Here is a 25,263-nt window from a genome sequence, read left to right as displayed (position 1 = left end):
GCTTATGCCTCTTGTTTTTGACCCGAGTCTAATAAGTTGTATTTTTTCAAATATCCACGTAGCTGATGATACGTTAAACCAAGCATTTGTGCAGTTTTCTTTTGATTAAATTGGCTATGTTTAAGTGCTTTTTGTAATAAGTCGATTTCAAACTCATTAGAAAGTGATTTGAGATCGCACGGAAACTCGATGACATGTGCTTTGCTTTGCGATTCTGTAATCTGTGTTGGCGCTTGTTTAGCTGGGGTTTCAGTTGGAGAAACTGTCTCGGTCATCACCTTGGCTTTAACACGTTGAGCGGGTCGATGGGGGCTTTCAAACGGGTCTAAAACAATATTGTGTACCGGTAAACTTTCACTGCCGTGGCGATACAAACTACGTTCAATGACATTTTTGAGTTCACGAATGTTACCGGGCCAATCGTACTCTAGCAGTTTATCGGTGGCCTTACGGGTAAACCCGCTAAACAAAGACCAGTTGAGATCCCGAGCCATGTTCATAGCAAACTGCTCAGCCAAGAGCATGATGTCATCTTGACGCGCTCTCAGTGGCGGTAAAGTGATTACATCAAAGGCTAGTCTATCGAGTAAATCGTGACGAAATTCACCATTATCAGCCAAGGTTGGCAAATCCTCATTGGTAGCACATACCAAACGAGTATCGACTTTTACCGTGCTTTTGCCACCAACACGCTCAAATTCACCATACTCTATGACTCGCAGCAGCTTTTCTTGCACCATTGCGGAGGTGTTTGCTAATTCGTCTAAAAATAAGGTGCCACCATTAGCGCGCTCAAAGCGTCCTTCATGACGTTTGTTGGCTCCGGTAAACGCACCACTTTCGTGGCCAAACAGTTCACTTTCTAGCAAGTTTTCATTGAGTGCGGCGCAATTAAGTTTGATATAGTTTTGTTCCCATCGCTCAGATAAATAATGTAATCTTGCTGCGATAAGCTCTTTACCTGTGCCGCGTTCACCAATAATAAGAACGGGTTTCTCAAGTGGAGCGAGTTGTGACACTTGGTCCAATACGGTTAAAAAGCTGTCAGATTGGCCGAGTAAGTTATCCTGTTGGCGAAATTGGCTCATATTGCCTAACTCTTAGTTATTTTTGCTAACTGTTAGTGTATTTCAAAAACTGAATGAACTAAAGTTATTTTTAAAATCAGTTAACCGTATGATATTGTTGTTCTTTTATGATTTTGAAAAGTTGGCAAGTAATTTGATACATACCATGTCAGCAATTCAAATTTATAAACCAAAGAGGTAAAGATTATGGGAATTTTCTCTCGTTTTGCAGACATCGTTAATTCTAATATCAATGCCATTTTAGATAAAGCCGAAGATCCAGAAAAAATGGTTCGCCTTATCATTCAGGAAATGGAAGATACATTAGTTGAGGTGCGTTCTACATCTGCCAAAACACTCGCTGAAAAGAAAGAATTGACGCGTCGTGTTGAGCAGTTGGATGCGCAAACTCAAGAATGGCAAGAAAAAGCAGAGTTAGCTCTGAGTAAAGATCGTGAAGATCTAGCGCGTGCAGCGCTGCTTGAAAGGCAAAAATCTGAAGAAGCAGCACAAAGTGTGCGCTCTGAACTTGCACATGTTGAAACGCACATTGAAAAGTTGCAGCAAGAAGTATCAACGTTGCAAGAAAAATTGGCAGACGCTAAGGCAAGACAAAAAGCGATTGTACTTCGTCAGCGTTCAGCCGAGTCACGCTTAGAAGTTAAAAAAGCGCTAGATAGCTCAAAAGTGGAAGATGCACTGAATCGCTTCGAACGCTATGAAACTAAGATTGATGGTCTAGAATCTCAAATTGAGTCATATGATTTAGGCAAAAAGTCGCTGGCCGATGAAATTGCAGACCTACAAAAAAATGAAAAAATTGATGACGAACTAGCCGAGCTTAAGAAAAAGCTGGCAAAAAACAAATGAACTTAACTGGTATCTGCTGAACTAATTCAGTAGATACCAAACTGCAAGGTTACGCCTTAGTTTTGGAGTAATAAATTATGGAATTAGACGTTTTAGTAGCACCGATTATTATTTTTATGGCGGTAGTCGCCCCGTTGTGGTTGATTCTACACTATCGCAGTAAAAAGCAGGTAAGTCAGGGATTGAGTGAACACGAACATCGTCAGCTTAGTGAGCTTGCTAGTAAAGCAGAAAAAATGGCTGAGCGTGTTGAAACACTAGAAGCTTTGCTTGATCAAGAAGCACCAGAGTGGAGACGCAAGGTATGAGTAGTTTAAAACGCGAGTTATATCGCGACCCTAAACGCGGCAAAATTGCTGGAGTATGTGCGGGACTGAGCGATTACTTTAATATGGAACTGTGGCTAGTACGTATCTTAGTCATCACAGCAGTACTGCTCTCTGGCGGTCCTTTGTTTGTCGTTGCTTATATAGCATGCTGGTTTATTTTAGATACTAAACCATACTCAGGTGCCCATAAGAGCGATAATGATAACGATGACCCTATTTCCGTCAAATTTAAGGTTTGGCAAAAAGGTGAACCACCAAGACGTGCGTTATTTGACTTAAAAGAGCGTCTGACACGTTTAGATAGTCGTATTCAAAATATGGAAAAGTACGTGACCTCTAGCGAATTTACAGTGAGCAGAGAGATCAAAAAGTTGTAGCCCTGGACTTAAAAGCTAGTGTGGCGTTTATACGCCACAGCGCTTAAAACCAAAATAAGAGGGAATCTGATTAAACATGAAAGCTAAGCTTATTACCCAAAAAGCCCTCGAAAAACTCAAATCAAACACAAAAAAAGCCATTAACCGTAGCTTAGACAGACATGTCAAACTCGCAGTGACGGGGTTTAGTGGCAGCGGTAAAACCGCATTTATTACCGCCTTAGTGAAGCACCTGACCAGCCAAGCGAATAAGAAGAATCTGCCGTTTTTTGATGTAGTGCGCGAACAACGTCTTATTGCTGCAAAGCAAGTCCCACAAAGGGCTTTGGATATTCCTACCTTTGACTATCAAAGTGCAGTTGCATGTTTACTTGCTGATGAGCCTAAGTGGCCGCCTTCAACCGAGCGCATCAATACATTAACGCTGGCGATTAAATTTGAAACACAGCACGGTATTAAGCAACATCTATCTGCCGATAGCACTTTATATCTAGAGCTTATCGATTATCCGGGGGAGTGGCTGGCTGACTTACCCATGATGTCACAGGATTATAAAGCTTGGAGTGAGGCGATGTTAGCTTTGTTAAAAGCTGATGCCTATAAGCCTTACAGTCAAGAGTTTTTATCGTTACTGGCGGACTTCAACAGTACTGAACAAGTGGATGAACAGGTACTTAAAACACTGGCAGACAGCTACCAGAACGTGTTAACCACACTGAAAAAAAATACTCATCTTGCACAACTTCAGCCGGGCCGAATGTTGATCCCAGGCGATCTGGCTGGCGCGCCGATTTTACTATTTTTTCCGGTTGATGCCCAAGCGCACGGCGGTGACAACAGTCAGTATCAACAATTACAAGCGCGGTTTGAAGCATACAAACAACAGGTGGTCACACCGTTTTATAAACAGCACTTTTGTCAGTTTGATAGACAACTGGTTTTGGTTGATGTGCTTAGTGCTCTCAATGATGGACCAGATACATTACGTGAACAGCAAGAAGCGATAGGGCATGTGATGCAAGTGTTTAATTATGGTAAATCAGGACTACTAAAGCGGCTGTTCTACCCAAAAATAGACAAAGTACTGTTTGCCGCCAACAAATGCGATCATGTTAGCCCATCACAGCAAGCGGATATTGCTTTGTTGCTCAACGATATGTTGGGTGGACACAGTAATGATTTACGTTTTGCTGGTGTTGCTGTGGATACCATGGCTATTTCTTCAGTACAAAGTACGCAAGTCAAGCGAGTACAAGAAGGTGGGCAGTCACTGGAATGTGTCTATGGCAAAGTATTGGCAGAGGACGGTTGGACCACGTATTTACCTCCTCAACCACCAAATCATTGTCTAACAGCTCAACAATGGCCAGAGCAGGGGTTTGAATTCTTGTCTTTTTCTCCCCTTAAGGCTGAAAAGGGAGAACTCGGTCACATCCGTCTCGATCACACATTACAATTTCTCATCGGAGATAAATTAGCATGAATGAAGTTAAAAAGTTGCGCGCTGGGAGGCGTATTGCAACCAGTGTTGAACCGGACCATGCTGAGCCGCCACTAGAATCGGGGAAACGGGTAGAAAGTGCTCATCTTGATAGCGTTGTCGACAATGAAAGCGCTGCACTTGAAGTTGAGCAAGAGCTTGAACAAGTATTTCAAAAGCCGAAAAGAAGGTTAGGCTTGTTTGGCTATTTTGTGATTAGCTTACTCACCCTTGTTTTAGTGGAGAGTGTTTACAGTGTTGTGCAAGCGCTACAAAGCTCCTGGCTATTGGCGATACTCTACGCCAGTGTGTTGGGATTAGCGGTGTTAACGACACTCGTTTTTATCGCCAAAGAAGCAAGCGCATTGCGAAAATTAAAACACCATCAGCAGCATCGTCAAGATGGGCAGAGGTTACTCAATAGCACCCAAATAGGAGAAGCTCAGGATTGGTTGAGTCCATTACTTGCTCATCATCCTAAACAACAAGTTGATGAGTTTAAAGCGGCAATTAAATCACATCATACTGACAAAGAAGTGCTGCAACTATATGAGTCCAGTTTATTACAAACGCAGGACCAGCGGGCTAAAAATATTATCAATCAACACGCAACAACCAGTGCTTTGCTGGTGGCCATGAGTCCGTTAGCACTTGTAGATATGCTGGCGGTACTTTGGCGCGGCATCCATTTGATAGAAGCTATCACCAAGCATTATGGGATTAAGTTGGCCTATCGAAGCCGCATCACTTTGTACAAGTTATTGTTCAAACAGATGGTGTTTGTTGGGGCGACGGAGCTGATCACTGATCTTGCTGCGACCAGTTTAGGGGCTGAACTGTTAGGTAAGCTCTCCGCAAGGGCTGGTCAAGGATTAAGCGCTGGGGTGTTTACCGCGCGCTTGGGATATAAGACGATGGAACTATGTCGCCCCTTGCCATGCCTTGAACATAAACCTAATTTACTTAAATCTACAGTTGATCAAATAGTTAAAACATTATTAAAACGAACCGACGTGTCTGCAAAGAGCGATAGGTGACAACAATTATGTACACCTGTGTGGAAGCGAGTGGAGTGAGCTAGCCGTCTTAGCGTCTGGCTTGCTTGTGAATTTTACCTCGCTGACTTATTTATTAGATAAATCAATTAAAGAATAATAAGTTAGCAGGTTAATTTATGAAGAAGTATCACGATAACACGCAATGTATTCATGGCCCTGAGCATTTCAATGACCCACATGGTGCGCTCACAGCACCACTGTATCAGACATCTACATTTGCATTTAAAGACGCGGCACAAGGTGCAGCGCGCTTCGCAGGGGAAGAAGCAGGCTACATCTACACTCGTCTTGGCAATCCAACCACGCGTGAACTAGAGCAAAAGCTTGCTCAGCTAGAAGAAATGGAAGATGCGGCTGCTACTGCTACCGGTATGGGGGCGGTTTCGGCCTCTGTGTTGAGTTTCCTGCAACAAGGCGATCACTTGATAGCTTCTAGCGCCTTATATGGTTGTAGTTTTGCTTTGTTTGCGCACATGTTACCTAAGTTCGGTATCGAGGTAACGTTTGTCGATATGACCAATGAAGATGAATTGAAAGCAGCGCTAAAATCGAACAGTAAAATGTTATTTGCAGAAACACCTATCAATCCAAACATGACGGTTTTGGACTTAAAGATGTTGGGAAATTTTGCAAAGCAACATCAATTGATAAGTGTTATCGACAATACCTTCATGACGCCGCTTTTACAAAAACCTAAGCACTTCGGTATCGATATTGTGATCCACAGTGCTACTAAGTATCTGAATGGTCATGGTGATGTCGTTGCTGGCATTGTGTGCGCCAGCAAAGAACATATCGAACTAATCAAGCTGACAGTGCTAAAGGATATAGGCGCAACTATCAGCCCACACGATGCGTGGTTAATTAACCGCGGCTTGAAAACTCTCGCTGTGCGTATGGCGCGTCATTGTGAGAGCGCACAGCAAGTCGCTGAGTTTCTAGAAAAACATCCGAAAGTAAGCAAGGTTTACTATCCCGGCCTTGCATCCCACCCAGGCTATAAGTTTTTGGGTGAACAGATGAAAGGTGCAGGTGGTGTGATTGCATTCGAGATAGCTGGCAGCTTGCAAGATGGTGAAACATTTATCAATGCGACCGAGCTATGTACACTTGCTGTGAGCTTGGGCGATCCTGAAACGCTTATTCAACATCCTGCATCAATGACACATTCGCCTTATACCCCTGAAGAGCGTCAAGCGGCGGGAATTGCTGATGGCTTAATCCGTATTTCTATCGGTTTAGAGGATGTTGAAGACATCATTGATGACTTGGAGAATGCTTTTAAAGCGATTTAGTGTAAATTTATATTCACACCCTATCTTCGTCAAACCCGCCTGCGTGGCGGGTGTTTATTTTTCAATACAAATTTGTAATTTTATATGTACAAAATTGCATATTGCTCAGATGGCGCTGTGAGCGTCAGCTATTACACTTTTCATTACTTTTACTTAGTATCGTAGTAACAAGTTGAGGCACGATCATCACAGATCGACCGATGTAAAGAGAAGGTTAAAATGGCTAAATCGAGCAAATACACCTCAAAGCAACCTGATGCAAATGGCATTATTGCTTGGAGCGATGAAGAGAATAAAATTTGGTCAGAGCTAGTGGCTCGTCAGTTGAAATGCATTGAGGGTAAAGCCTGCGATGAATACATGGAGGGATTGCAGAAAATCAATCTACCTCATGATCGCATACCGCAGTTGCATGAGCTTAACGAGGTGCTTGGTAAAGAAACAGGCTGGCAAGTTGCGCCTGTTCCTGCGCTTATCGATTTTGACGAGTTCTTCCGTTTGTTGGCAAATAAGCAATTCCCAGTTGCGACATTTATACGTAGCCGAGAAGAGTTTGACTATTTACAAGAACCTGATATTTTTCACGAGATCTTTGGTCATTGCGCAATGCTGACTAACCCTGACTTTGCTGAGTTTACGCACAAATATGGTCAGCTAGGTTATGCGGCACAAAAGAAAGACAGAGTTTATCTGGCGCGCTTATACTGGTTTACCGTTGAGTTTGGTTTGATGCAAACTGCAAACGGGCTGCGCATTTATGGTGGTGGTATCCTGTCTAGCCCAGGGGAAACTCAGTACGTTTACACTGACAAACCAGAGATTTCACCTTTAAAAGTGTTGGATGTGCTTCGTACACCATATCGCATTGATATTATGCAGCCTGTGTACTACACCATTAACTCAATCCATGATTTGTTTGATATTTCACAAATGGATATCATGTCATTGGTTGAAAAAGCAAAAGAGTTGGGCTTATTCGAGCCAAAATTTCCACCTAAAGAAAAATTAGCAAGTTAAGGATTTATTAGATGTCTGATTTAAGTGCACAAAAATGTGAAGCGTGTCGTGCGGATGCGCCTAAAGTGTCAGATGAAGAACTAGCGGTATTGATTAAGCAGATCCCAGATTGGGTTCCTGAAGTACGTGATGGAATTATGCAGCTTGAGCGTGTGTTCAAGTTCAAAAACTTCAAAGCCGCGCTTGAGTTCACCAACCAGGTGGGTGCAATGGCAGAAGAAGAAGGCCATCACCCAGGCTTGTTAACCGAGTGGGGCAAAGTGACCGTGACTTGGTGGAGCCATTCTATCAAAGGCTTGCACAAAAATGACTTTGTGTGTGCAGCTAAAACAGATGATGTATTCGCTGCGCTTTAACGAAGTGCGATTCAAATTAAAAAAAGCGCCATTTGGCGCTTTTTTTATCACTGCGATAGTTAGTCGTCAATAGCGCGAAGTAGGGCATTAATTCCCACTTTTTCACGTGTTTGTTGATCAACTTTTTTCACAATAATTGCAGCATACAAGCTGTGTGAACCATCTTTGCTTGGCAATGAGCCTGGCACCACAACGGCACCCGCTGGTACTCGACCATAGTGAATTTCGCCAGTCTCGCGGTCATAAATACGTGTGCTTTGCGAAATATATACACCCATAGAGATCACGGCACCTTCTTCCACAATCACACCCTCGACGATTTCAGAGCGTGCACCGATAAAGCAGTTGTCTTCAATGATAGTGGGGTTAGCTTGCAACGGCTCTAGAACGCCGCCGATGCCCACACCACCCGATAGGTGTACATTTTTACCTATCTGTGCACACGAGCCTACGGTTGCCCATGTATCAACCATCGTGCCCTCATCAACGTAAGCGCCGATATTTACGTAAGATGGCATCAGTACTACATTCTTACCAACAAAGCTTCCCTGACGAGCTACAGCGTTAGGAACCACACGCATACCGCCTTGTTTAAACTGCTCAGGTGTATAGTCGCTAAATTTTAAAGGTACTTTATCAAAAAATTGGTTTACACCGTCGTGCATAGGCTGGTTGTCACGAATACGAAACGACAGCAATACGGCTTTTTTTAACCATTGGTGTACCACCCACTCGCCACTGATTTTCTCAGCCACGCGAGCTGCACCAGAATCAAGCAGATCGAGTACTTGAGTGATTGCATTTCTTACAGGTTCTGATACTTGCGTTGGGGTGATGTTGTCGCGTTGCTCCCACGCTTGTTCAATGATTAATTTTAGATCTGACATAATGTCCTCTTTTATTCGGATTCTGCGTTTAATTTTTTCATTAAATCACGATGCAATTCGGCTTTGTGTTCTTCACTTAAAGCTTGGTATTTTTCATCGGATACCACAAAGAAATCTTCCGCACGTTCGCCCACGGTTGTAATCCGCGCGGCATGAATATGCAGTGAATTAGCTTGAAATACTTCTGCGATTTTAGTTAACAAACCTTGAATATCAATCGCTTGGATTTCAATTAGGTTTCTGTCATTGCGCGGATGTGGACGCACGATGACTTTGGGTTTGATGTTAAAATCTTTGAAACGCTGTGAGCGATTCTTTTTAACTCGTATTTTCTTTTTAGGATCTTGTAGTACGGCTTCAATGCCTTTGCGGATTGAATTGGCTCGAGCACTGGCAACAGGGTTTCCGTTGACCTCCAAAATCACAAAACTAAATACCACGTAGCCGTCTTTGGTAGTCATCACTTGTGCGTGTTGAATTTGTGCTTTTTTGGAGCCAATGACACTCACCAGTTTGGCAAATAACGTGGCCTCATAAGGGCTGTATACGAATACCTGCGTTCCGCCATGAAGTGGTTTTTCACTGACCATAACACTGGCTTGACTTAAGTCTTTTGATTTAAGTAAGTGCTCGCTATGCCAAGATATTTGCTGCTCACTAAAGGCGGTAAAGTAATTCGCTTTGAAGCGTGACCAACTTAGGTCGATAAACTCTTCTTCAAAACCTTTATTGATCAATCTCTGCTTGGCTTGATGCTTTTTATCACGGATTTGATCACGCATATCCATGGGGTTTTCAAGACCGAGGCGCAGTGCGCGTTGCGCATGCAGGTAAAGCTCTCGCAGCAGAGTATTTTTCCAATCGTTCCACAAGTTGTCGTTGGTCGCACGAATATCAGCAACGGTTAGGCAGTATAAATAATCTAACTGACGCTCGTTCTTAACCTGTGAGGCAAACTCATTGATCACATCAGGGTCGTTGATGTCTTTGCGCTGTGCTGTCACTGACATCAACAGGTGACTTTTGACCAACCAAGCCACAAGGCGTGAATCTGAGGTGGTGAAACCATGCATCTTACAAAATGCCAGTGCGTCCACTGCGCCTAACTCTGAATGGTCACCCCCGCGGCCTTTGGCAATATCATGAAATATCGCGGCAAGGTACAGTAACTCGGGTTTATCCATGCGAGTGACGATTTCGCTACAAATTGGAAATTCACTCGGCTGAGTTCTATCAAAGTACTGATAAATATTTTTAACCAGTTTGTGGGTGTGTTCATCCACCGTGTAGGCGTGAAATAAGTCAAACTGCATTTGGCCGAAAATGTTTCGCCATTGCGGTAGGTAGGCGGCCATCAAACCATGTTTATGCATTAGCGTAAATGCGCGTCCCATGCCGTTTGGATGTTTTAGCAAACGCAAAAAGGCATCTCGGCAACCGGCATAATCTTGTAGGTCGCCAAGTAGTCTTCGGCGCACTTGACGCATGGTTCTTATGGTATTCGGATCGATACTAATAATTTCTGGGTTGTCGGCAATATGTTCAAAAAGTACAAACAATTGTTCGCGTCTGAAAAACACCGAAGGGTTTTTAACACGAATCTTATTGCCTACACGCTCAAAGTTTCTATCCAGTGGCACAACAGCCTGTTCACCGCTATCTGGTAAGATACTTTGCTCAAAATAAGACAACAGCATCTGATTCATTTCACGTACGCGACTCATGATCCTAAACAGGCGCTTCATCATGCGTTCTACCGATGCTTTGCCTTCGGCACCAAAACCCAGTAATTCAGCAGCGTTTGGTTGGTGATCAAACAGCAAACGGTTTTCGTTGCGACCCGCAGCTAAATGCAGTGCAAAACGTATATTCCATAAGTTTTCAATGCACTCTAAAAGCTCTTGATACTCTTCATGGGTCAAGTAGCCGTGATTGATGAGCTCTTCAAGGGTTTCGGCGTGAAAATGCTTTTTGGCTACCCAAAAAATGGTTTGTAAATCTCGCAATCCCCCAGGGTTTTCTTTGATATTGGGTTCGAGATTATAAGCGGTGCCATGACACTTTCGGTGGCGAACTTTTTGCTCATCCACTTTGGCAATAAAAAACTCGTCAGAGCGCCAGATTGGCGTTTCCATGATGTGACTTTTTAAACGCTCAAACTCAATGTGGTTGCCACAGATCAAACGGCTTTCAAGGAGGCTCGTGGTAAAATGAACGTCTTGCTTTTTTTGTTCCAACACTTGTTCGTGCGTTTGTACGCTGTGACCTATCTCTAGGTTTAAGTCCCACAGCATGGTGACAAAATTCTCAAGGTTGCTTTTGAGTTGATCGTCGGGGGGAGACTGCACCAACAGCAAAAAGTCGATATCGGAGTATGGATGAAGCTCGCCTCGGCCATAGCCTCCGATAGCGATCAGCGCGATTTCTGGATAGTGCGCAAGGCCAGTGTCGCTGAATAACTTGATCAACAAGCGGTCGATAAACTCAGCGCGAGCGTTGATCAGGTTTCTGACAGGTTGCTTTGAAAATTCGTTGTGTAGCCATTTGTAAAAATAAGCAGAACAATCTTTATAATCATTGAGCTGCTCGGCATTGTCGAGCAGCGTTTTTACTCTGTTAGGCAGTGCCACCTAAGGCTCCTAGTGTTCAATCACTCTGTCAATTGTTTCGTCGTTACGCAAGGTAAGGATCTCAACGCCATTTTCAGTGACCAGTAATGTATGTTCCCACTGAGCTGATAGACTACGGTCTTTAGTGACAACAGTCCAGTCGTCTTTTAGCAACTTACATTGGCGTTTACCCGCATTGACCATCGGCTCAATCGTTAAACACATGCCAGCTTTTAATACTTCGCCTGTGCCTGCTTTACCGTAATGCATAACTTGAGGTTCTTCGTGAAATTCTTTACCAATGCCGTGACCACAATATTCACGCACGATAGAGTAATTAAACCCTTCAGCAAATTTTTGAATGGCTGCACCGATATCACCTAAACGTACGCCAGGCTTAACCATTTTAATAGCTAGGTAAAGGCTTTCCTGAGTAATTTCGCTTAAGCGTTTACCTTGGATGGTTGGTGTACCAACATAAAACATTTTTGATGTATCACCGTGGTAGCCATCTTTAATCACCGTAACATCAATATTGATGATGTCACCGTCTTTTAGTGGTTTATCATTAGGAATACCATGACAAATAACATGATTCACAGACGTACAAATTGACTTTGGAAAGCCATGGTAATTTAGTGGTGCGGGTATCGCATTTTGTTCATTCACAATATAATCGTGACAAATTGTATTTAGCTCATCTGTAGTGACCCCAGGCTTCACAAACGGCCCAATCATTTCTAATACTTCTGCGGCTAAACGCCCGGCAACACGCATTTTTTCGATTTCTTCAGGGGTTTTTATCACTGCACTCATTGAGACTCCAAGTCGGTATTTTTAAGTTAGCAACAACGCACAATTTTTGTACTTATCGTTGAGTTATGCACTTTTATATGGTATAAAGCGCGCCGTCTTTTTACAAATAAATCTTACGGGGTTGTTTGTATTTAAGATAAACACATTCATATTAACACACACACATATCGACACATACACTTGGGTGCATGTCTTGGTAAAACTGAGCATGTTGGTGCTATGGGATATGTGGAGGCTTAACCCTAAACTTATAGAGGAAATTAAAATGGCAAACGTTTCAATGCGCGATATGCTTCAGGCTGGTGTTCACTTCGGTCACCAAGCTCGTTACTGGAACCCTAAGATGAAGCCTTTCATCTTCGGCGCTCGTAACCGTGTACATATCATCAACCTAGAAAAAACTGTTCCTATGTTCAACGATGCACTTAAGTTCTTACAGAACACTGCATCTAACAAAGGTAAAATTCTTTTCGTAGGTACTAAGCGCGCTGCAAGCGAAGCAGTTAAAGAAGCAGCTCTTCAAAGTGATCAGTACTTCGTAAATCACCGTTGGTTAGGTGGTATGTTGACTAACTGGAAAACAGTTCGTCAATCAATCAAGCGTCTTAAAGACCTTGAGACTCAAAGCCAAGACGGTACTTTCGAGAAGCTGACTAAAAAAGAAGCGTTAATGCTAACTCGTGAAATGGAAAAGCTTGAAAAGAGCCTTGGCGGTATCAAAGATATGGGCGGTCTTCCTGACGCTATCTTCGTTATCGACGCTGACCACGAGCACATCGCTATTCGCGAAGCTAACAACCTAGGTATTCCAGTAGTATCTGTTGTTGATACTAACTCGAACCCAGATGGTGTTGATTACATCGTTCCTGGTAACGACGACGCTATCCGCGCTATCCAGCTTTACACTGGCGCTGTAGCTGCTGCTATCACTGAAGGTCGTGAAAGCAACATCGTTGCTCAAGCAGAAAGCGACGACTTCGTAGAAGCTGAGTAATTAGCTGTCATCAAGTCTTCATCTAAATGAGGTGAAGACTTGATATTCTTGAAGAGCGGTTATTCCGCTTCCCTAAAACAGAATTCATATTTGAGGATATTCTAATGGCTGTAACTGCTGCCCTAGTAAAAGAATTACGCGAGCGTACTGGCGCTGGCATGATGGATTGTAAAAAAGCGCTAACTGAAACCAATGGTGACATTGAGCTAGCGATTGAAAACATGCGTAAGAGCGGTGCTGCAAAGGCTGCTAAAAAAGCGGGTAACATCGCTGCTGAAGGTACAATCCTTATCAAAGAAGGCGAAGGTTTCGCTGCTCTATTAGAAGTTAACTGTCAGACTGACTTCGTTGCTAAAGACGCTAACTTCCTAGCGTTCGCTAACTCTGTACTAGAAGTTGCTGCTGCATCTAAAACAACGATTGCTGATCTTCAAGCACAGTTCGAAGAAGCACGTGTTGCGCTAGTTGCAAAAATCGGTGAAAACATCAACGTTCGTCGCGTTGAGTACATCGACGGTGCTAACCTAGCGACTTACCGTCACGGTGAGCGTATTGGTGTTGTTGTTGCGGGCGACGCTGACGAAGAGACTCTTAAGCACGTTGCTATGCACGTAGCTGCTTCTAAGCCTGAGTACGTAAACCCTGAAGACGTTCCTGCAGACGTAGTTGAAAAAGAAAAAGCGGTACAAATCGATATCGCGATGAACGAAGGTAAGCCTGCTGAAATCGCTGAGAAAATGGTTGTTGGCCGTATGAAGAAGTTCACTGGTGAGGTTTCTCTTACTGGTCAAGCTTTCATCATGGAACCTAAGAAAACTGTTGGCGAAATCCTTAAAGAAAAAGGCGCTACAGTATCTAACTTCGTACGTTTAGAAGTTGGTGAAGGTATCGAGAGGAAAGAAGAAGACTTCGCTGCTGAAGTTGCTGCACAAATCGCTGCTGCAAAAGGCGAATAATTTTGTTCAGTAGCAAAGGCAAATACCGATGGTGTTTCCGCGATTTGCTTTTGCTTCGATGCTGAAAATTCTTTAAAATAGCCGCGCATTTATGAATATCATAAGCGCGGTTATTTTTTATCTCACTTTCTCAAATGGCCCGGAAAATATGACTATCAATCGAAAACCTGTTTTTAGACGCGTTCTTCTTAAATTAAGCGGTGAAGCTTTAATGGGAGATGAAGGCTTTGGTATCGATCCAAAAGTGTTGGATCGCATGGCACAAGAAATCAAAGAACTTGTAGAGCTCGACGTAGAAGTGGGTTTAGTTATCGGTGGTGGTAACTTCTTACGCGGTGGCTCTTTGGCAGAAGCGGGTATGAACCGAGTTGTGGGCGACCACATGGGTATGCTTGCCACTGTGATGAATGGCTTGGCAATGCGTGATGCGTTGCATCGTGCTTTTGTTAATGCACGTTTGATGTCTGCTATTCCTCTAAATGGTGTTTGTGATGCGTACAACTGGGCCGAAGCAATTAGTTTATTGAAGTCTGGCCGAGTGGTAATTTTCTCTGCAGGTACTGGCAATCCCTTCTTTACTACCGATTCAGCTGCCTGTTTACGTGGTATTGAAATTGAAGCGGACACAGTTATCAAAGCAACCAAAGTAGACGGTGTGTTTAGTGATGATCCTGTGAAGAACCCTGACGCCACACTTTATCGTCATTTGACGTATAATGAAGTGATTGAACAAGAATTAAAGGTTATGGACTTAGCGGCATTTACGCTAGCCCGTGACCACGATATGCCTTTGAGCGTATTTAACATGAATAAACCAGGCGCTTTAAAACGCGTTATCATGGGCGAAGAAGAGGGCACATTAATCTCTTCTGCAGCCTCGGAATAATCAGTTAAGACTAGGATTGAATTGTGATTAACGATATTAAAAAAGATGCGCAGGAGCGCATGCAAAAAAGCGTAGCAGCACTTGCTAGCCAATTATCTAAAATCCGTACTGGCCGTGCTCACCCAGCTCTTTTAGACGGTATTACCGTTTCTTACTATGGTGCCGATACACCGCTTAATCAGGTAGCGAATGTATCTACAGAAGACGCACGTACACTAACAATCAGTGTATTTGATAAGTCTCTTGCACAGGCTGTTGAAAAGGCGATTATGTCGTCAGATTTAGGTCTAAATCCGATGTCAGCAGGTACCATCATTCGTGTTCCGCTTCCTCCGCTAACGGAAGAGCGTCGTAAAGATCTAATCAAGGTTGTACGTGGCGAAGTAGAAAGCGGTCGTGTTGCTGTGCGTAACATTCGTCGTGATGCAAATGGTGACATCAAAGCGTTATTAAAAGACAAAGAAATTTCTGAGGACGAAGCGCGTCAAGCTGAAGATGAAATTCAAAAGCTGACAGACAAATTTGTTAAAGAAATGGATACACAATTGAGCGCAAAAGAAGCTGAGTTGATGGAAATCTAAGCAGTTCAAAACTATTAGTTTTGCAACGCCGTCTGGGGTATACTAGGCGGCGTTTTTTTTTAACTAAATCGGGATTATGGTTTTAAACGCTGAAACAATTTCACAGCAATCTTTGCCAAAACATGTAGCCATCATTATGGATGGAAATGGTCGCTGGGCGCAGTCCCGTAATCGACCTCGTACATATGGACATAAAAAGGGTGTCGACGCTGTCCGCAACTCTGTGCAGTTTTGCAAAAATCTGGGCATTGAATCTTTGACGCTATTTGCATTTAGCAGCGAGAACTGGCGCCGTCCAGAAGATGAAGTTACAACTCTTATGGGGCTGTTTTTATTTGTCCTGACAAAAGAAGTTAAGAAACTACACAAAAGCAATGTTAAATTAACCGTTATCGGAGATTTAAGTCGTTTTCCCTCATCTTTGCAGGAACGAATTAATGCCGCGCATCAGTTGACGAGTGAAAATACTGGACTACAACTTAATGTTGCTGCTAATTATGGTGGCCGTTGGGACATTGCCCAAGCTGCACAAAAGTTAGCAACACAGGTGGCTGAAGGAAGCTTAGCACCAGAGGAAATCACGGAAGATGAAATTTCAAAACATCTTACAATGGCAAACCAAAGCGAACTGGATTTACTAATACGAACGGGCGGTGATTACCGCATTAGTAACTTTTTGCTTTGGCAGGCAGCTTACGCTGAGCTTTATTTTACAGATACTTTATGGCCAGATTTTAATGATGAGGCGTTTTCAGAGGCAATTGCCTGCTTTGTATCTAGAGAAAGGCGCTTTGGCTGCACCGGCGATCAAATAAAACAACTACTCGCTGCGTCCAAAACAACAAGTTAAAGGTAAATTAGTTTGCTAAAACAACGAATTTTAACCTCAGTGGTGCTTGCACCACTGGCGATGCTTTTGGTGTTCTACACACCATTGGCATTATTTAGTTTTATCGCTGGCGCAATTGTATTGCTTGGTGCTTGGGAATGGTCCGCTTTTATTGGCCTATCTTCGCTAAAACAAAGAAGCAGCTTTGTCGCATTAATGTCGGGTGTTTTACTACTACTGCATTGGCACTGGCCTATCACTACTTTGTGGCAGGATGGGCGCTTACTCGCTGATGCTAATTATATTTTTACACTGGCCTTTGCTTGGTGGCTGGTTGCTACCTTTTTGGTTGTTAAATATCCTCGTATGGCAAAAGCATGGAGTGAAGGGGTTGTAATGCGCGCTGTGGCGGGTTTATTGACCTTAGTACCTTTGTGGTTAGCGCTTAACGTATTACGTAGTGCAGAGTATCAGCAAGCTCATCAATACGGTTCAACACTTATTATGGTGGTGTTAGGAATTGTTTGGAGCGCGGATATCGGGGCGTATTTTGCTGGTAAAAACTTTGGTAAACATAAGTTAATGCCTAACGTGAGCCCGAATAAGACGATTGAAGGCTTGGTCGGAGGCGTGATCACCGCGGTGGTATTTGTGGTGCTATTTTGTCATTTTGCCCAAGTTGAACAACGGTTATGGCCAATTTATGCGGTAATGACGTTGTTCATTGCTTTATTTTCTGCGGTCGGAGATTTACTTGAGAGTATGTTTAAGCGTGAAGTTGGCTTAAAGGATTCAGGCTCTTGCTTGCCAGGACATGGTGGTATTTTGGATAGAATTGATAGTCTAACTGCTGCAGCGCCGATATTTGCGCTGTTTTACGCATGGACGGTAACGCTATGAGACAAGCAGAACAAGTTGTTATTTTAGGGGCAACGGGTTCTATTGGTCTGTCAACCATAGATGTGATCGCGCGCAATAGTGAGCGTTACAAAATTTATGCCCTAGCAGCGGGTCGCAATGTTGAATTAATGACGCAGTTGTGTGTGACGCATCAGCCCAAATTTGCGATTATGGACTGTGAGAATGCGGCTAACGCGCTACGTGCCAACTTAGCCCATACGCAAACAGAAGTATTACAAGGCAGCGAGCAGATGGCGCACATTGTTGCACATGGTGATGTGGACACGGTGATGTCTGCCATTGTTGGCGCAGCGGGCCTCATACCCACGCTAGCCGCAGTTGAAGCGGGTAAAAAAGTATTACTCGCCAACAAAGAGTCCTTAGTGATGTCTGGTCAATTGTTTATGGATAAAGTAGCCAAACATGGCGCGACTTTGTTGCCGATTGACAGTGAACATAACGCTATTTACCAATGTTTACCGCACGCCCTACAACAAGATGCAAAACAAGGGCTTAGTCAGTTTGGTGTCAGTAAAATCTTGTTAACAGGCTCTGGTGGCCCGTTTCTAACGCGAGATTTAAATAGTTTAAAAGATGTAACCGTTGAACAAGCTGTGGCTCACCCAAACTGGTCCATGGGGCAAAAAATATCAGTAGATTCTGCAACCATGATGAACAAAGGCTTAGAGTTTATTGAGGCCAAATGGTTGTTTGCCTGTCAGGCGGAAGATATTGAAGTGGTGATCCATCCACAGAGTATGATCCATTCTATGGTTCAGTACACCGATGGATCTATTATCGCGCAAATGGGACAACCCGATATGCGTACACCCATAGCGTATGGATTGGCATACCCAGAGCGGATCGACGCGGGTGTTAAACCGCTAGATTTTGCTGCGTTGAGCGACTTTACCTTTACCAAACCAGATTTTGCTCGTTATCCCAATTTGGCGCTCGCCATTGATGCGTGTCGCGCTGGACAAGCCGCTACAACAGTCGTTAACGCTGCGAATGAGGTGGCTGTTGAGGCATTTTTGAGCCGTAAAATCGGGTTTTGTGATATTTACCGTGTTAACGCTGAGGTGCTTGAAAAGTCAACGCTACATTCTTTAAACTCGGTACACGAAATTATGGCGCAAGATGCGCAAGCCAGAGCATTGGCACATGAATGTGTAAGTCGAATAAGGTAATTTATGTTTGATTTTCTATGGAACTTGACGTCGTTTATTGTTGCTTTAGGTATCCTTGTTACGGTACATGAATATGGTCATTTTTGGGTAGCAAGGCGAGCTGGTGTTGAGGTTCAAAGATTTTCCATCGGTTTTGGTAAACCTCTTTGTCGTTGGTATGACAAACAGGGCACCGAATACGTGATTGCCATGATCCCTTTGGGCGGTTACGTGAAAATGTTGGACGAACGAGTCGATGATGTTCCCGCAGAAAAACGTCATCTTGCATTTAATAATAAACCGGTATTATCGCGCATCGCGGTTGTTTCAGCAGGCCCGATTGCTAACTTTCTATTCGCGATCGTGGTACTCGCTGCGATGTATATGATTGGCGTGCAAAATGCCAAACCAATCGTGGGAGAGGTTCAGCTTAACTCTAGAGCTGCGCAAGCCAACATGCAAAGCGGCGATCATATTCTCTCCATGGCAGGTCAAGAAGTCAGTTCTTGGCAAGATGTAACCTTTGGTTTAATGCGTCATCTAGGTGAGGAACGCATCGAGATTAAAGTAAAGGATGCAGATCAACAAATCGCTATCAGAGTACTTGATATTGAGGGTTGGAAGCTTGATAAGCAGGATGAAGCACCTCTTAATGCCGTTGGTATTGTTCCCTTTAGACCCGCACTAACCTTGACGCTTGGGCACATCGCCAACGATTCAGCCGCACAACAGGCGGGGTTACAGGTTAATGACACCCTAGTGGCATTAGATGGTGAGCCAATCGAGAATTGGCAGACGTTTGTGCGCAGTATTCAATCCTCTGCAAACACCACGCTTATGCTGAGTGTATCCAGAGAGGGCAAGGTACTGGAATTGCCTATTACTCCGCAGCAACGCACGGGGCCAAATGGTATACAGCAGGGCTTTTTGGGGGTCGTTCCTTTGCTTGAAAAATGGCCAGACGGGTATATCGAAACTAGACATTATGGTCCATGGGATAGTATGGTGCTTGGCGCTGAGAAAACTTTCGAGTTGATCCGCCTGAGTTTTGATATGATAGGTAATCTCATTACAGGGCAAGTGTCGGTCAAAAACTTGAGTGGCCCTGTTGGTATTGCCGTTGGTGCAGGTAACAGTGTTAGCTATGGAATTGTTGCGTTTTTAAGCTTCTTAGCACTAATTAGTGTAAATCTTGGTGTTTTTAACTTATTGCCCCTTCCTGTCTTAGATGGTGGGCATTTAATGTATTACATAATTGAACTAATTCGCAAAAAACCAGTCTCTGAAAAGACACAAGAGTTAGGGTTTAAGGTAGGTGCGGTAGTACTTATAGCTTTAACTTGTTTTGCATTACTTAACGATGTCTCGAGGCTGTAGCTCGAATGGCGTGAGTGACGTCCATCAAAGCGCTTAGGGCGCTAACTGTTGTAAAGGATAAAGATAATAAAATGCCTATAAAAAAACATCTTGCAGTAACGAGTTTACTTGGCGCTAGTTTTGCCGCTTTAGGGCAAAACTCCTTTATCGTTGAAGATTTAAAAGTGGAAGGCTTGCAGCGTGTTGCACTGGGTGCGGCATTAACGCATATTCCGATTAACGTGGGTGATACTGTCGATCAGTATACGATTTCTCAGACGATTAAGGCGTTATATAAGTCTGGCCATTTTGACAATATCGTTGCTTTTCGTGATGGTGAGCAAATCATTTTCAAGGTGCAAGAGCGTCCAACTATTGCGGGAATTGACTTTGATGGCAACAAAGACATCAAAGATGAGCAGCTTAACGAAAGTCTTGAGCAGCAAAATATTCGTGTTGGTGAACCGTTAGATAAGACGGTTGTAGACAATATCGAAAAAGGCCTGATAGAGTTTTTCCACAGTATTGGTAAGTACAATGCCAAGATTGAAATGAGCATCGTTGACTTACCCCGTAACCGTGTGCGATTAAAGTTGGAATTTGACGAAGGTGATGCAGCATCCATTCGCCAGATAAACCTCGTGGGTAATGAGCTATTCTCTGACGAGGAGTTGCTAAAGCTTGTTGAGTCACAACAAGATTTGCCTTGGTGGAAGTTTATGTCGAACGATCGCTACCAAAAGCAAACTATTGAAGGTGACTTAGAAAAGATTCGTAGCTTCTACTTGGATAGAGGGTATCTGCGCTTCAATATTGACTCAACACAAGTGTCTGTTAGCCCAGAAAGAGAATCTGTTTATGTAACGGCTAATATCACTGAAGGGGATACTTACACCGTTAAAGGTTACGATTTCATCGGTGACCTGTTGGGCCGTGAAGAGCTTATCAAGAGTATCATTCCTCTTAAAGCGGGTGAGTTATACAACGGCTCTATCGTAACGTCTTCTGAAGAATTCATTAAAGGCTATTTAGCTCGTTTTGGTTATGCCAATGCCGAAGTACGTACCATCCCAGAAATTGACGACGAGAGCAAAGAAGTCCAGCTTACCTTATCGGTAAACCCCGGTAAGCGCGTATATGTTCGTCGCATCCTTGTTAACGGCAACCAAGTTACCGCTGACGAAGTAGTACGTCGAGAAATGACGCAGCTAGAAGGTGCATGGTTATCTAACCAGAATCTAGAGCGCTCTAAGTTACAGATTCAACGTTTACCTTACATGGAAAAAGTTGATTTTGAAGTAAGACCATTGCCAGGCGTTGATGATATGGTCGATGTTGACTTTACCGTTAAAGAGCAACCAGCAGGTAGTTTCCAAGCAGGGGTTGCTTACGGTTCATACGGTGGTTTACAGTTCAACGTGGGCGTGAGTGAGTCTAACTTCCTCGGAACGGGTAATCAGTTAGCCTTTAATATTAATACCTCGAAAAGTCAGAACGTTTATCGTATATCTTATAACGACCCGTACTTTACACCTGACGGTATATCTCAGGGCACAAGTATCGAGTACAGTAGCTTTGATGGTAGTAAATTGGGCTTGATTGGTTATGATTCACGTCAGTATAGCCTTGGTACTACGATTGGCTTCCCAATCAATGCGATAAACCGTGTTAATTTTGGAGTCCGTTGGATAGACGAAAAACTGGATTATATCCCAGATTATGAGCAGACTCGTATTTTACGTCTCGCATTCCTAGACCCAGAAGATCCAGATGGCGCGTACAACTTTACTAAATACGAGTTGAGTGCTGGTTGGTCGCGTATGACTGTAAACCGTGGTATGTTCCCAACAGCGGGTTCTCGTCAAAATTTAGTGTTTAGAGCTACGTCGCCAAACTCAGATCTTAACTATTTTAAAGTTGATTACGACTCACGTTTTTACTGGCCTATCAGTAATGACCATCAGTGGGTATTCTCAGCAAGAGCAGGCCTTGCATACGGAAACGGTTACGGTGAAACAAATGGCTACGAGCAAACCTTACCGTTCCAAGAGTTCTTTAGAATTTCTGAAAACGAGCTACGTGGTTTTGAGCGCAATACCATACTGCCACGAGCGATTCAGCGCAGGATGACGGAAATCCCAGGTTCAACCTTACCAGATGGTACGAGCACTTCGAATATCGGTGGTAATAGTGAGTTTGATATCCTAGTGCCAGGTGGCCGTATCGGTGGTAATGCAAAAGCCACGTTAGGGGCAGAGTTAATCGTGCCAACACCATTTTTAGATGAAGACAACACCAGTTCTGTACGTACCAGCTTCTTCGTTGATGCTGCCAACGTCTGGGACACTGAGTTTGATGTAGACCGTTATTCAAACCTACATGAAGATCAATACAAAAAGCTCTCGGATTACTCGGATCCAACCCGTTTTAGGGTCTCAACCGGTTTATCGGTTCAGTGGATTTCGCCGATGGGCCCCATGCTGATCAGTTTCGCTTATCCGTTGAAGAAAGAAGATGATGACGAAACCAAGACGATCAGTTTTAATATCAGTAATACATTCTAAGGAGTTAATTGTGAAAACACTTATAAAAACAACTGCAATGGGTTTAATGGCTGCATTAATGATGGGTACATCTGCCAGTGCATTGGCACATAAAGTAGGTATCGTAGACATGCAACAGATCTACAAGAATATTCCTCAAGTAGCTAAAATTGAACAGCAGTTACAAGGTGAGTTCGCTGAGCGTCGTCAGGCATTAGAGAAGTTACAAGGCGACATTCGCTTTGAAATGGAAAAATTCCAGCGTGAAGGCGCAACCATGAGCGACGAGCAAAAGACAACATTGCGTGACAAAATTCAAGGCATGCAAAAAGAGTTGGCTGAGAAAGGTCGTCCGCTTGAGCAAGAAATCAAACAGCGTCAAAATGAAGAGCTTGCTAAAGTTCAAAAGTTAATCATTGATGTAATTGAAGATGTCGCTAAAAGCGGTAAGTTTGATGAAGTTAAAGTAAAAGATACGACAATTTACTTCAACCCTGATAAAGTAGCGGACCTTTCTGACAAAGTTGTTGAAGCGGTAAGCAAAAAGTAATGACCAAACATTATAGTTTAGCTCAACTGGCGGCATCAATTGATGCTTCGCTAGTTGGCGACGGCGAATGTCAAATCGATAAGATAGCGACACTCGCACAGGCAACAGACAAAGATATCAGCTTTTTAGCGAATAGTAAGTATCGTGCGCAACTGGCGACCACTCATGCTGGTGCGGTGATATTATCCGAGTCTGATGCCGAACATTTCAAAGGCAATAAATTAATCGTTAAGAATCCTTATATTGCCTATGCCAAGCTTGCGCAACTCATGGATACGACGCCTCGTTCCGCCGAAGGTGTACACCCAAGCGCGGTGATCCATGAGTCGGCAACGCTAGGAAAAAATGTTTCAATCGCTGCCAATGCAGTTGTTGAAGCGAATGCTGTACTGGGTGACAACGTACAAGTTGGCGCAGGATGTTTTATAGGTAACAGCGCGAGAATTGGTGACAACACCAAACTGTGGGCAAATGTCAGCGTGTACCATGAAGTTGAAATAGGTAAAAACTGCTTATTCCAATCGGGCGCAATCATTGGCAGCGACGGTTTTGGTTATGCAAACCATGCAGGCACGTGGGTAAAAATTCCCCAAGTTGGACGCGTTATTATTGGTGATAGTGTTGAAGTGGGTGCCAATACCGTGATTGACCGCGGGGCATTAGATGACACTATTATTCATAGTAATGTAATTTTAGATAATCTTATTCAAATAGCACATAATGTAGAAATCGGTGAAGGCACTGCGATAGCCGGTGCATCGGTGGTTGCTGGTAGCACTAAAATTGGTAAACATTGCCAAATTGCAGGGCTAGTAGGCATCAATGGTCATATGGAAATTTGTGATGGCGTTATTATCACCGGTATGACAATGATCACCAAATCGATTACTACGGCGGGTGTTTACTCCTCAGGTATACCTCACAGTACCAACAAAGAGTGGCGACGCAATATGGCTCATTTACGCAATCTGACAGATTTTAAGCAGCGTTTGAAGGCGCTTGAGTCTTTGACAGAGCAGCTAAAAAAGATAGATGAATAAAAAAAGGATGCTATTTTGGCAAACGAACTGAACGGTTTTGATATCCAAGAAATCTTAAAGTTATTACCACACCGCTACCCAATGTTGTTGGTTGATAAAGTTATTGATTACAAAGCAGGTGAGTATTTACACGCGGTGAAGAATGTGACGGTAAACGAGCCAGTCTTTACAGGGCACTTCCCAGACCAGCCTATTTTTCCGGGGGTTATGATCCTCGAAGCCATGGCTCAGGCAACTGGATTGCTAGGTTTTAAAACGGTAGAGAATCGTAGCGAGAACGAGCTATACTTGTTTGCAGCCATTGATAATGCACGCTTTAAGCAGCCTGTTCTTCCGGGCGATGCAATGCATTTGCACATTGAGTTTGTAAAAGAGCGTCGTAATATCTGGAAGTTTTACGGTGAGGCAAAGGTAGATGGCAAAGTAGTTTGTAGTGCCGACCTTATGTGTGCAAGAAGAGAGTTATAATAGTGATTCATCCTACTGCGATTATTGAACCAGGCGCACAGCTAGGCGATAACGTCTCTGTGGGTCCTTATAGCTATATCGGGAATGATGTAGTGCTTGGTGATAACTGCATCATTGAGTCTCATGTGGTGATCAAAGGACCTTCAACCATAGGCTCTGGTAATCATATTTATCAGTTCGCTTCAGTGGGCGAAGCTTGCCAAGATAAGAAGTACAAGGATGAACCAACACAATTAATTATGGGTGATAACAATATCATCCGTGAATGTGCCACAATCCACCGTGGTACGGTTCAAGATCAAGGCGTCACAAAAATAGGCAGTAATAACTTGTTTATGGCCTATACCCATGTGGCTCACGATGCAGTGATTGGCAGCAATGTTATTTTCTCTAACGGTGCTAGTGTGGCGGGTCATGTGCATGTGGGTGATTGGGCCATCTTGGCGGGCAACACAGGCGTTCACCAGTTTTGTAAGATCGGTGCTCATGCCTTTATTGGTATGTATTCAGGGGTTAGTAAAGATGTTCCTCCGTTCGTAATGACGACGGGAACTCCAGCAAAACCCGCAGCAATTAATACGGAAGGGATGAAACGCCGAGGCTTTAGCAGTGAAGAAATCATGGCCGTACGTCGAGCTTATAAAGCGATGTATCGTAAAGGGCTAACTTTAGATGAAGCGATTGCTCAGATGCGTCAAGAAGCATCTGAATTTGCTGCAGTGCAGCAAATGATAGATTTCTTAGATACGTCGGATCGCGGAATTATTCGTTAACGATAAGACTGCGATAGCAAGGCCTATATGCTGATAAACGCCATACAAAGCTGATGT

General features: G+C 43.5%; 25 protein-coding genes. 21 read left to right on the top strand and 4 right to left on the bottom strand.

The window, feature by feature from the left end:
* Nucleotides 1–2: 2 nt before the first annotated feature.
* Nucleotides 3–1,088, bottom strand: coding sequence for a phage shock protein operon transcriptional activator (gene pspF / locus C2M32_RS13680; RefSeq protein ID WP_105168906.1), 1,086 nt, complete (start codon nucleotides 1,086–1,088; stop codon nucleotides 3–5).
* Nucleotides 1,089–1,274: 186 nt separating this feature from the next.
* On the opposite strand from pspF, the gene pspA reads away from it, so the two are divergent.
* The 8 genes from pspA to C2M32_RS13640 all read left to right on the top strand — a co-directional run bounded on the left by pspA (nucleotide 1,275) and on the right by C2M32_RS13640 (nucleotide 7,849).
* Nucleotides 1,275–1,937, top strand: coding sequence for a phage shock protein PspA (pspA, locus tag C2M32_RS13675; protein WP_105168905.1), 663 nt, complete (start codon nucleotides 1,275–1,277; stop codon nucleotides 1,935–1,937).
* A 77-nt stretch (nucleotides 1,938–2,014) separates the two neighbouring features.
* Nucleotides 2,015–2,245 carry an envelope stress response membrane protein PspB gene (gene pspB, locus C2M32_RS13670; RefSeq protein WP_415839071.1) on the top strand — a complete coding sequence of 77 codons (231 nt, stop codon included), beginning with the start codon at nucleotides 2,015–2,017 and terminating at the stop codon, nucleotides 2,243–2,245.
* Entirely contained in the window at nucleotides 2,242–2,643 is a 402-nt protein-coding gene (gene pspC, locus C2M32_RS13665) for an envelope stress response membrane protein PspC (protein WP_105168904.1), read from the top strand. Before pspB ends, pspC begins: the two co-directional genes overlap by 4 nt.
* Before the next feature lie 76 nt (nucleotides 2,644–2,719).
* On the top strand, nucleotides 2,720–4,126 hold the full coding sequence (locus tag C2M32_RS13660) for a YcjX family protein (protein WP_105168903.1): 1,407 nt from the start codon (nucleotides 2,720–2,722) through the stop codon (nucleotides 4,124–4,126).
* Complete coding sequence (locus C2M32_RS13655) at nucleotides 4,123–5,160, top strand: TIGR01620 family protein (protein ID WP_105168902.1); 1,038 nt, start codon at nucleotides 4,123–4,125, stop codon at nucleotides 5,158–5,160. The genes C2M32_RS13660 and C2M32_RS13655 overlap by 4 nt, the downstream gene beginning before the upstream one ends.
* 137 nt (nucleotides 5,161–5,297) lie before the next feature.
* Entirely contained in the window at nucleotides 5,298–6,476 is a 1,179-nt protein-coding gene (locus C2M32_RS13650; protein ID WP_105168901.1) for a trans-sulfuration enzyme family protein, read from the top strand.
* Nucleotides 6,477–6,695: 219 nt separating this feature from the next.
* A complete protein-coding gene (gene phhA / locus C2M32_RS13645) occupies nucleotides 6,696–7,493 on the top strand; it encodes a phenylalanine 4-monooxygenase (RefSeq protein WP_105168900.1) in 798 nt (265 codons plus the stop codon).
* 11 nt (nucleotides 7,494–7,504) lie between these two features.
* The gene (locus C2M32_RS13640; RefSeq protein WP_105168899.1) at nucleotides 7,505–7,849 is read left to right on the top strand and encodes a 4a-hydroxytetrahydrobiopterin dehydratase; all 345 of its coding nucleotides are present in this window, start codon (nucleotides 7,505–7,507) and stop codon (nucleotides 7,847–7,849) included.
* Between the two features lie 59 nt (nucleotides 7,850–7,908).
* Here C2M32_RS13640 and dapD read toward each other — a convergent pair whose 3' ends face one another.
* From dapD to map, 3 genes are read right to left on the bottom strand one after another with little or no spacing between them, the layout of a single operon-like run.
* Nucleotides 7,909–8,736: a 2,3,4,5-tetrahydropyridine-2,6-dicarboxylate N-succinyltransferase gene (dapD, locus tag C2M32_RS13635; RefSeq protein ID WP_105168898.1), complete on the bottom strand. Its 828-nt coding sequence runs from the start codon at nucleotides 8,734–8,736 to the stop codon at nucleotides 7,909–7,911.
* Nucleotides 8,737–8,747: 11 nt separating this feature from the next.
* The gene (gene glnD, locus C2M32_RS13630) at nucleotides 8,748–11,366 is read right to left on the bottom strand and encodes a [protein-PII] uridylyltransferase (protein WP_105168897.1); all 2,619 of its coding nucleotides are present in this window, start codon (nucleotides 11,364–11,366) and stop codon (nucleotides 8,748–8,750) included.
* A gap of 9 nt (nucleotides 11,367–11,375) precedes the next feature.
* On the bottom strand, nucleotides 11,376–12,161 hold the full coding sequence (map, locus tag C2M32_RS13625; protein WP_105168896.1) for a type I methionyl aminopeptidase: 786 nt from the start codon (nucleotides 12,159–12,161) through the stop codon (nucleotides 11,376–11,378).
* Nucleotides 12,162–12,426: 265 nt separating this feature from the next.
* Between map and rpsB the strand changes: the two genes are divergently transcribed.
* From rpsB to lpxA, 13 genes are all read left to right on the top strand, one after another.
* The gene (rpsB, locus tag C2M32_RS13620; RefSeq protein WP_105168895.1) at nucleotides 12,427–13,155 is read left to right on the top strand and encodes a 30S ribosomal protein S2; all 729 of its coding nucleotides are present in this window, start codon (nucleotides 12,427–12,429) and stop codon (nucleotides 13,153–13,155) included.
* A 104-nt stretch (nucleotides 13,156–13,259) separates the two neighbouring features.
* Nucleotides 13,260–14,111 (top strand): translation elongation factor Ts, encoded by an 852-nt coding sequence (tsf, locus tag C2M32_RS13615; RefSeq protein ID WP_105168894.1) that lies wholly within the window; start codon nucleotides 13,260–13,262, stop codon nucleotides 14,109–14,111.
* 148 nt (nucleotides 14,112–14,259) lie between these two features.
* The gene (gene pyrH / locus C2M32_RS13610; RefSeq protein ID WP_070993497.1) at nucleotides 14,260–14,997 is read left to right on the top strand and encodes a UMP kinase; all 738 of its coding nucleotides are present in this window, start codon (nucleotides 14,260–14,262) and stop codon (nucleotides 14,995–14,997) included.
* 23 nt (nucleotides 14,998–15,020) lie between these two features.
* Nucleotides 15,021–15,578: a ribosome recycling factor gene (gene frr / locus C2M32_RS13605; protein ID WP_105168893.1), complete on the top strand. Its 558-nt coding sequence runs from the start codon at nucleotides 15,021–15,023 to the stop codon at nucleotides 15,576–15,578.
* A 76-nt stretch (nucleotides 15,579–15,654) separates the two neighbouring features.
* Nucleotides 15,655–16,428, top strand: a complete 774-nt coding sequence (locus C2M32_RS13600) for an isoprenyl transferase (RefSeq protein WP_105168892.1) — start codon at nucleotides 15,655–15,657, stop codon at nucleotides 16,426–16,428.
* A gap of 12 nt (nucleotides 16,429–16,440) precedes the next feature.
* Nucleotides 16,441–17,307, top strand: a complete 867-nt coding sequence (locus tag C2M32_RS13595; protein ID WP_105168891.1) for a phosphatidate cytidylyltransferase — start codon at nucleotides 16,441–16,443, stop codon at nucleotides 17,305–17,307.
* A complete protein-coding gene (gene ispC / locus C2M32_RS13590) occupies nucleotides 17,304–18,497 on the top strand; it encodes a 1-deoxy-D-xylulose-5-phosphate reductoisomerase (protein WP_105168890.1) in 1,194 nt (397 codons plus the stop codon). The genes C2M32_RS13595 and ispC overlap by 4 nt, the downstream gene beginning before the upstream one ends.
* Before the next feature lie 3 nt (nucleotides 18,498–18,500).
* Nucleotides 18,501–19,853: a sigma E protease regulator RseP gene (gene rseP / locus C2M32_RS13585; RefSeq protein ID WP_105168889.1), complete on the top strand. Its 1,353-nt coding sequence runs from the start codon at nucleotides 18,501–18,503 to the stop codon at nucleotides 19,851–19,853.
* Between the two features lie 71 nt (nucleotides 19,854–19,924).
* Nucleotides 19,925–22,396 (top strand): outer membrane protein assembly factor BamA, encoded by a 2,472-nt coding sequence (gene bamA / locus C2M32_RS13580; RefSeq protein ID WP_105168888.1) that lies wholly within the window; start codon nucleotides 19,925–19,927, stop codon nucleotides 22,394–22,396.
* Between the two features lie 10 nt (nucleotides 22,397–22,406).
* Nucleotides 22,407–22,925 carry an OmpH family outer membrane protein gene (locus tag C2M32_RS13575; RefSeq protein ID WP_105168887.1) on the top strand — a complete coding sequence of 173 codons (519 nt, stop codon included), beginning with the start codon at nucleotides 22,407–22,409 and terminating at the stop codon, nucleotides 22,923–22,925.
* On the top strand, nucleotides 22,925–23,965 hold the full coding sequence (gene lpxD / locus C2M32_RS13570) for a UDP-3-O-(3-hydroxymyristoyl)glucosamine N-acyltransferase (protein WP_105168886.1): 1,041 nt from the start codon (nucleotides 22,925–22,927) through the stop codon (nucleotides 23,963–23,965). The genes C2M32_RS13575 and lpxD overlap by 1 nt, the downstream gene beginning before the upstream one ends.
* Before the next feature lie 15 nt (nucleotides 23,966–23,980).
* Nucleotides 23,981–24,433, top strand: coding sequence for a 3-hydroxyacyl-ACP dehydratase FabZ (gene fabZ / locus C2M32_RS13565; RefSeq protein WP_105168885.1), 453 nt, complete (start codon nucleotides 23,981–23,983; stop codon nucleotides 24,431–24,433).
* A 2-nt stretch (nucleotides 24,434–24,435) separates the two neighbouring features.
* Nucleotides 24,436–25,206, top strand: a complete 771-nt coding sequence (gene lpxA, locus C2M32_RS13560) for an acyl-ACP--UDP-N-acetylglucosamine O-acyltransferase (RefSeq protein WP_105168884.1) — start codon at nucleotides 24,436–24,438, stop codon at nucleotides 25,204–25,206.
* Nucleotides 25,207–25,263: the final 57 nt, after the last annotated feature.

Origin of the sequence: Pseudoalteromonas sp. T1lg23B, from assembly GCF_002964665.1 — a bacterium.
Lineage (GTDB): Bacteria > Pseudomonadota > Gammaproteobacteria > Enterobacterales > Alteromonadaceae > Pseudoalteromonas.
This window is presented reverse-complemented; position numbering and strand designations above follow the sequence as displayed.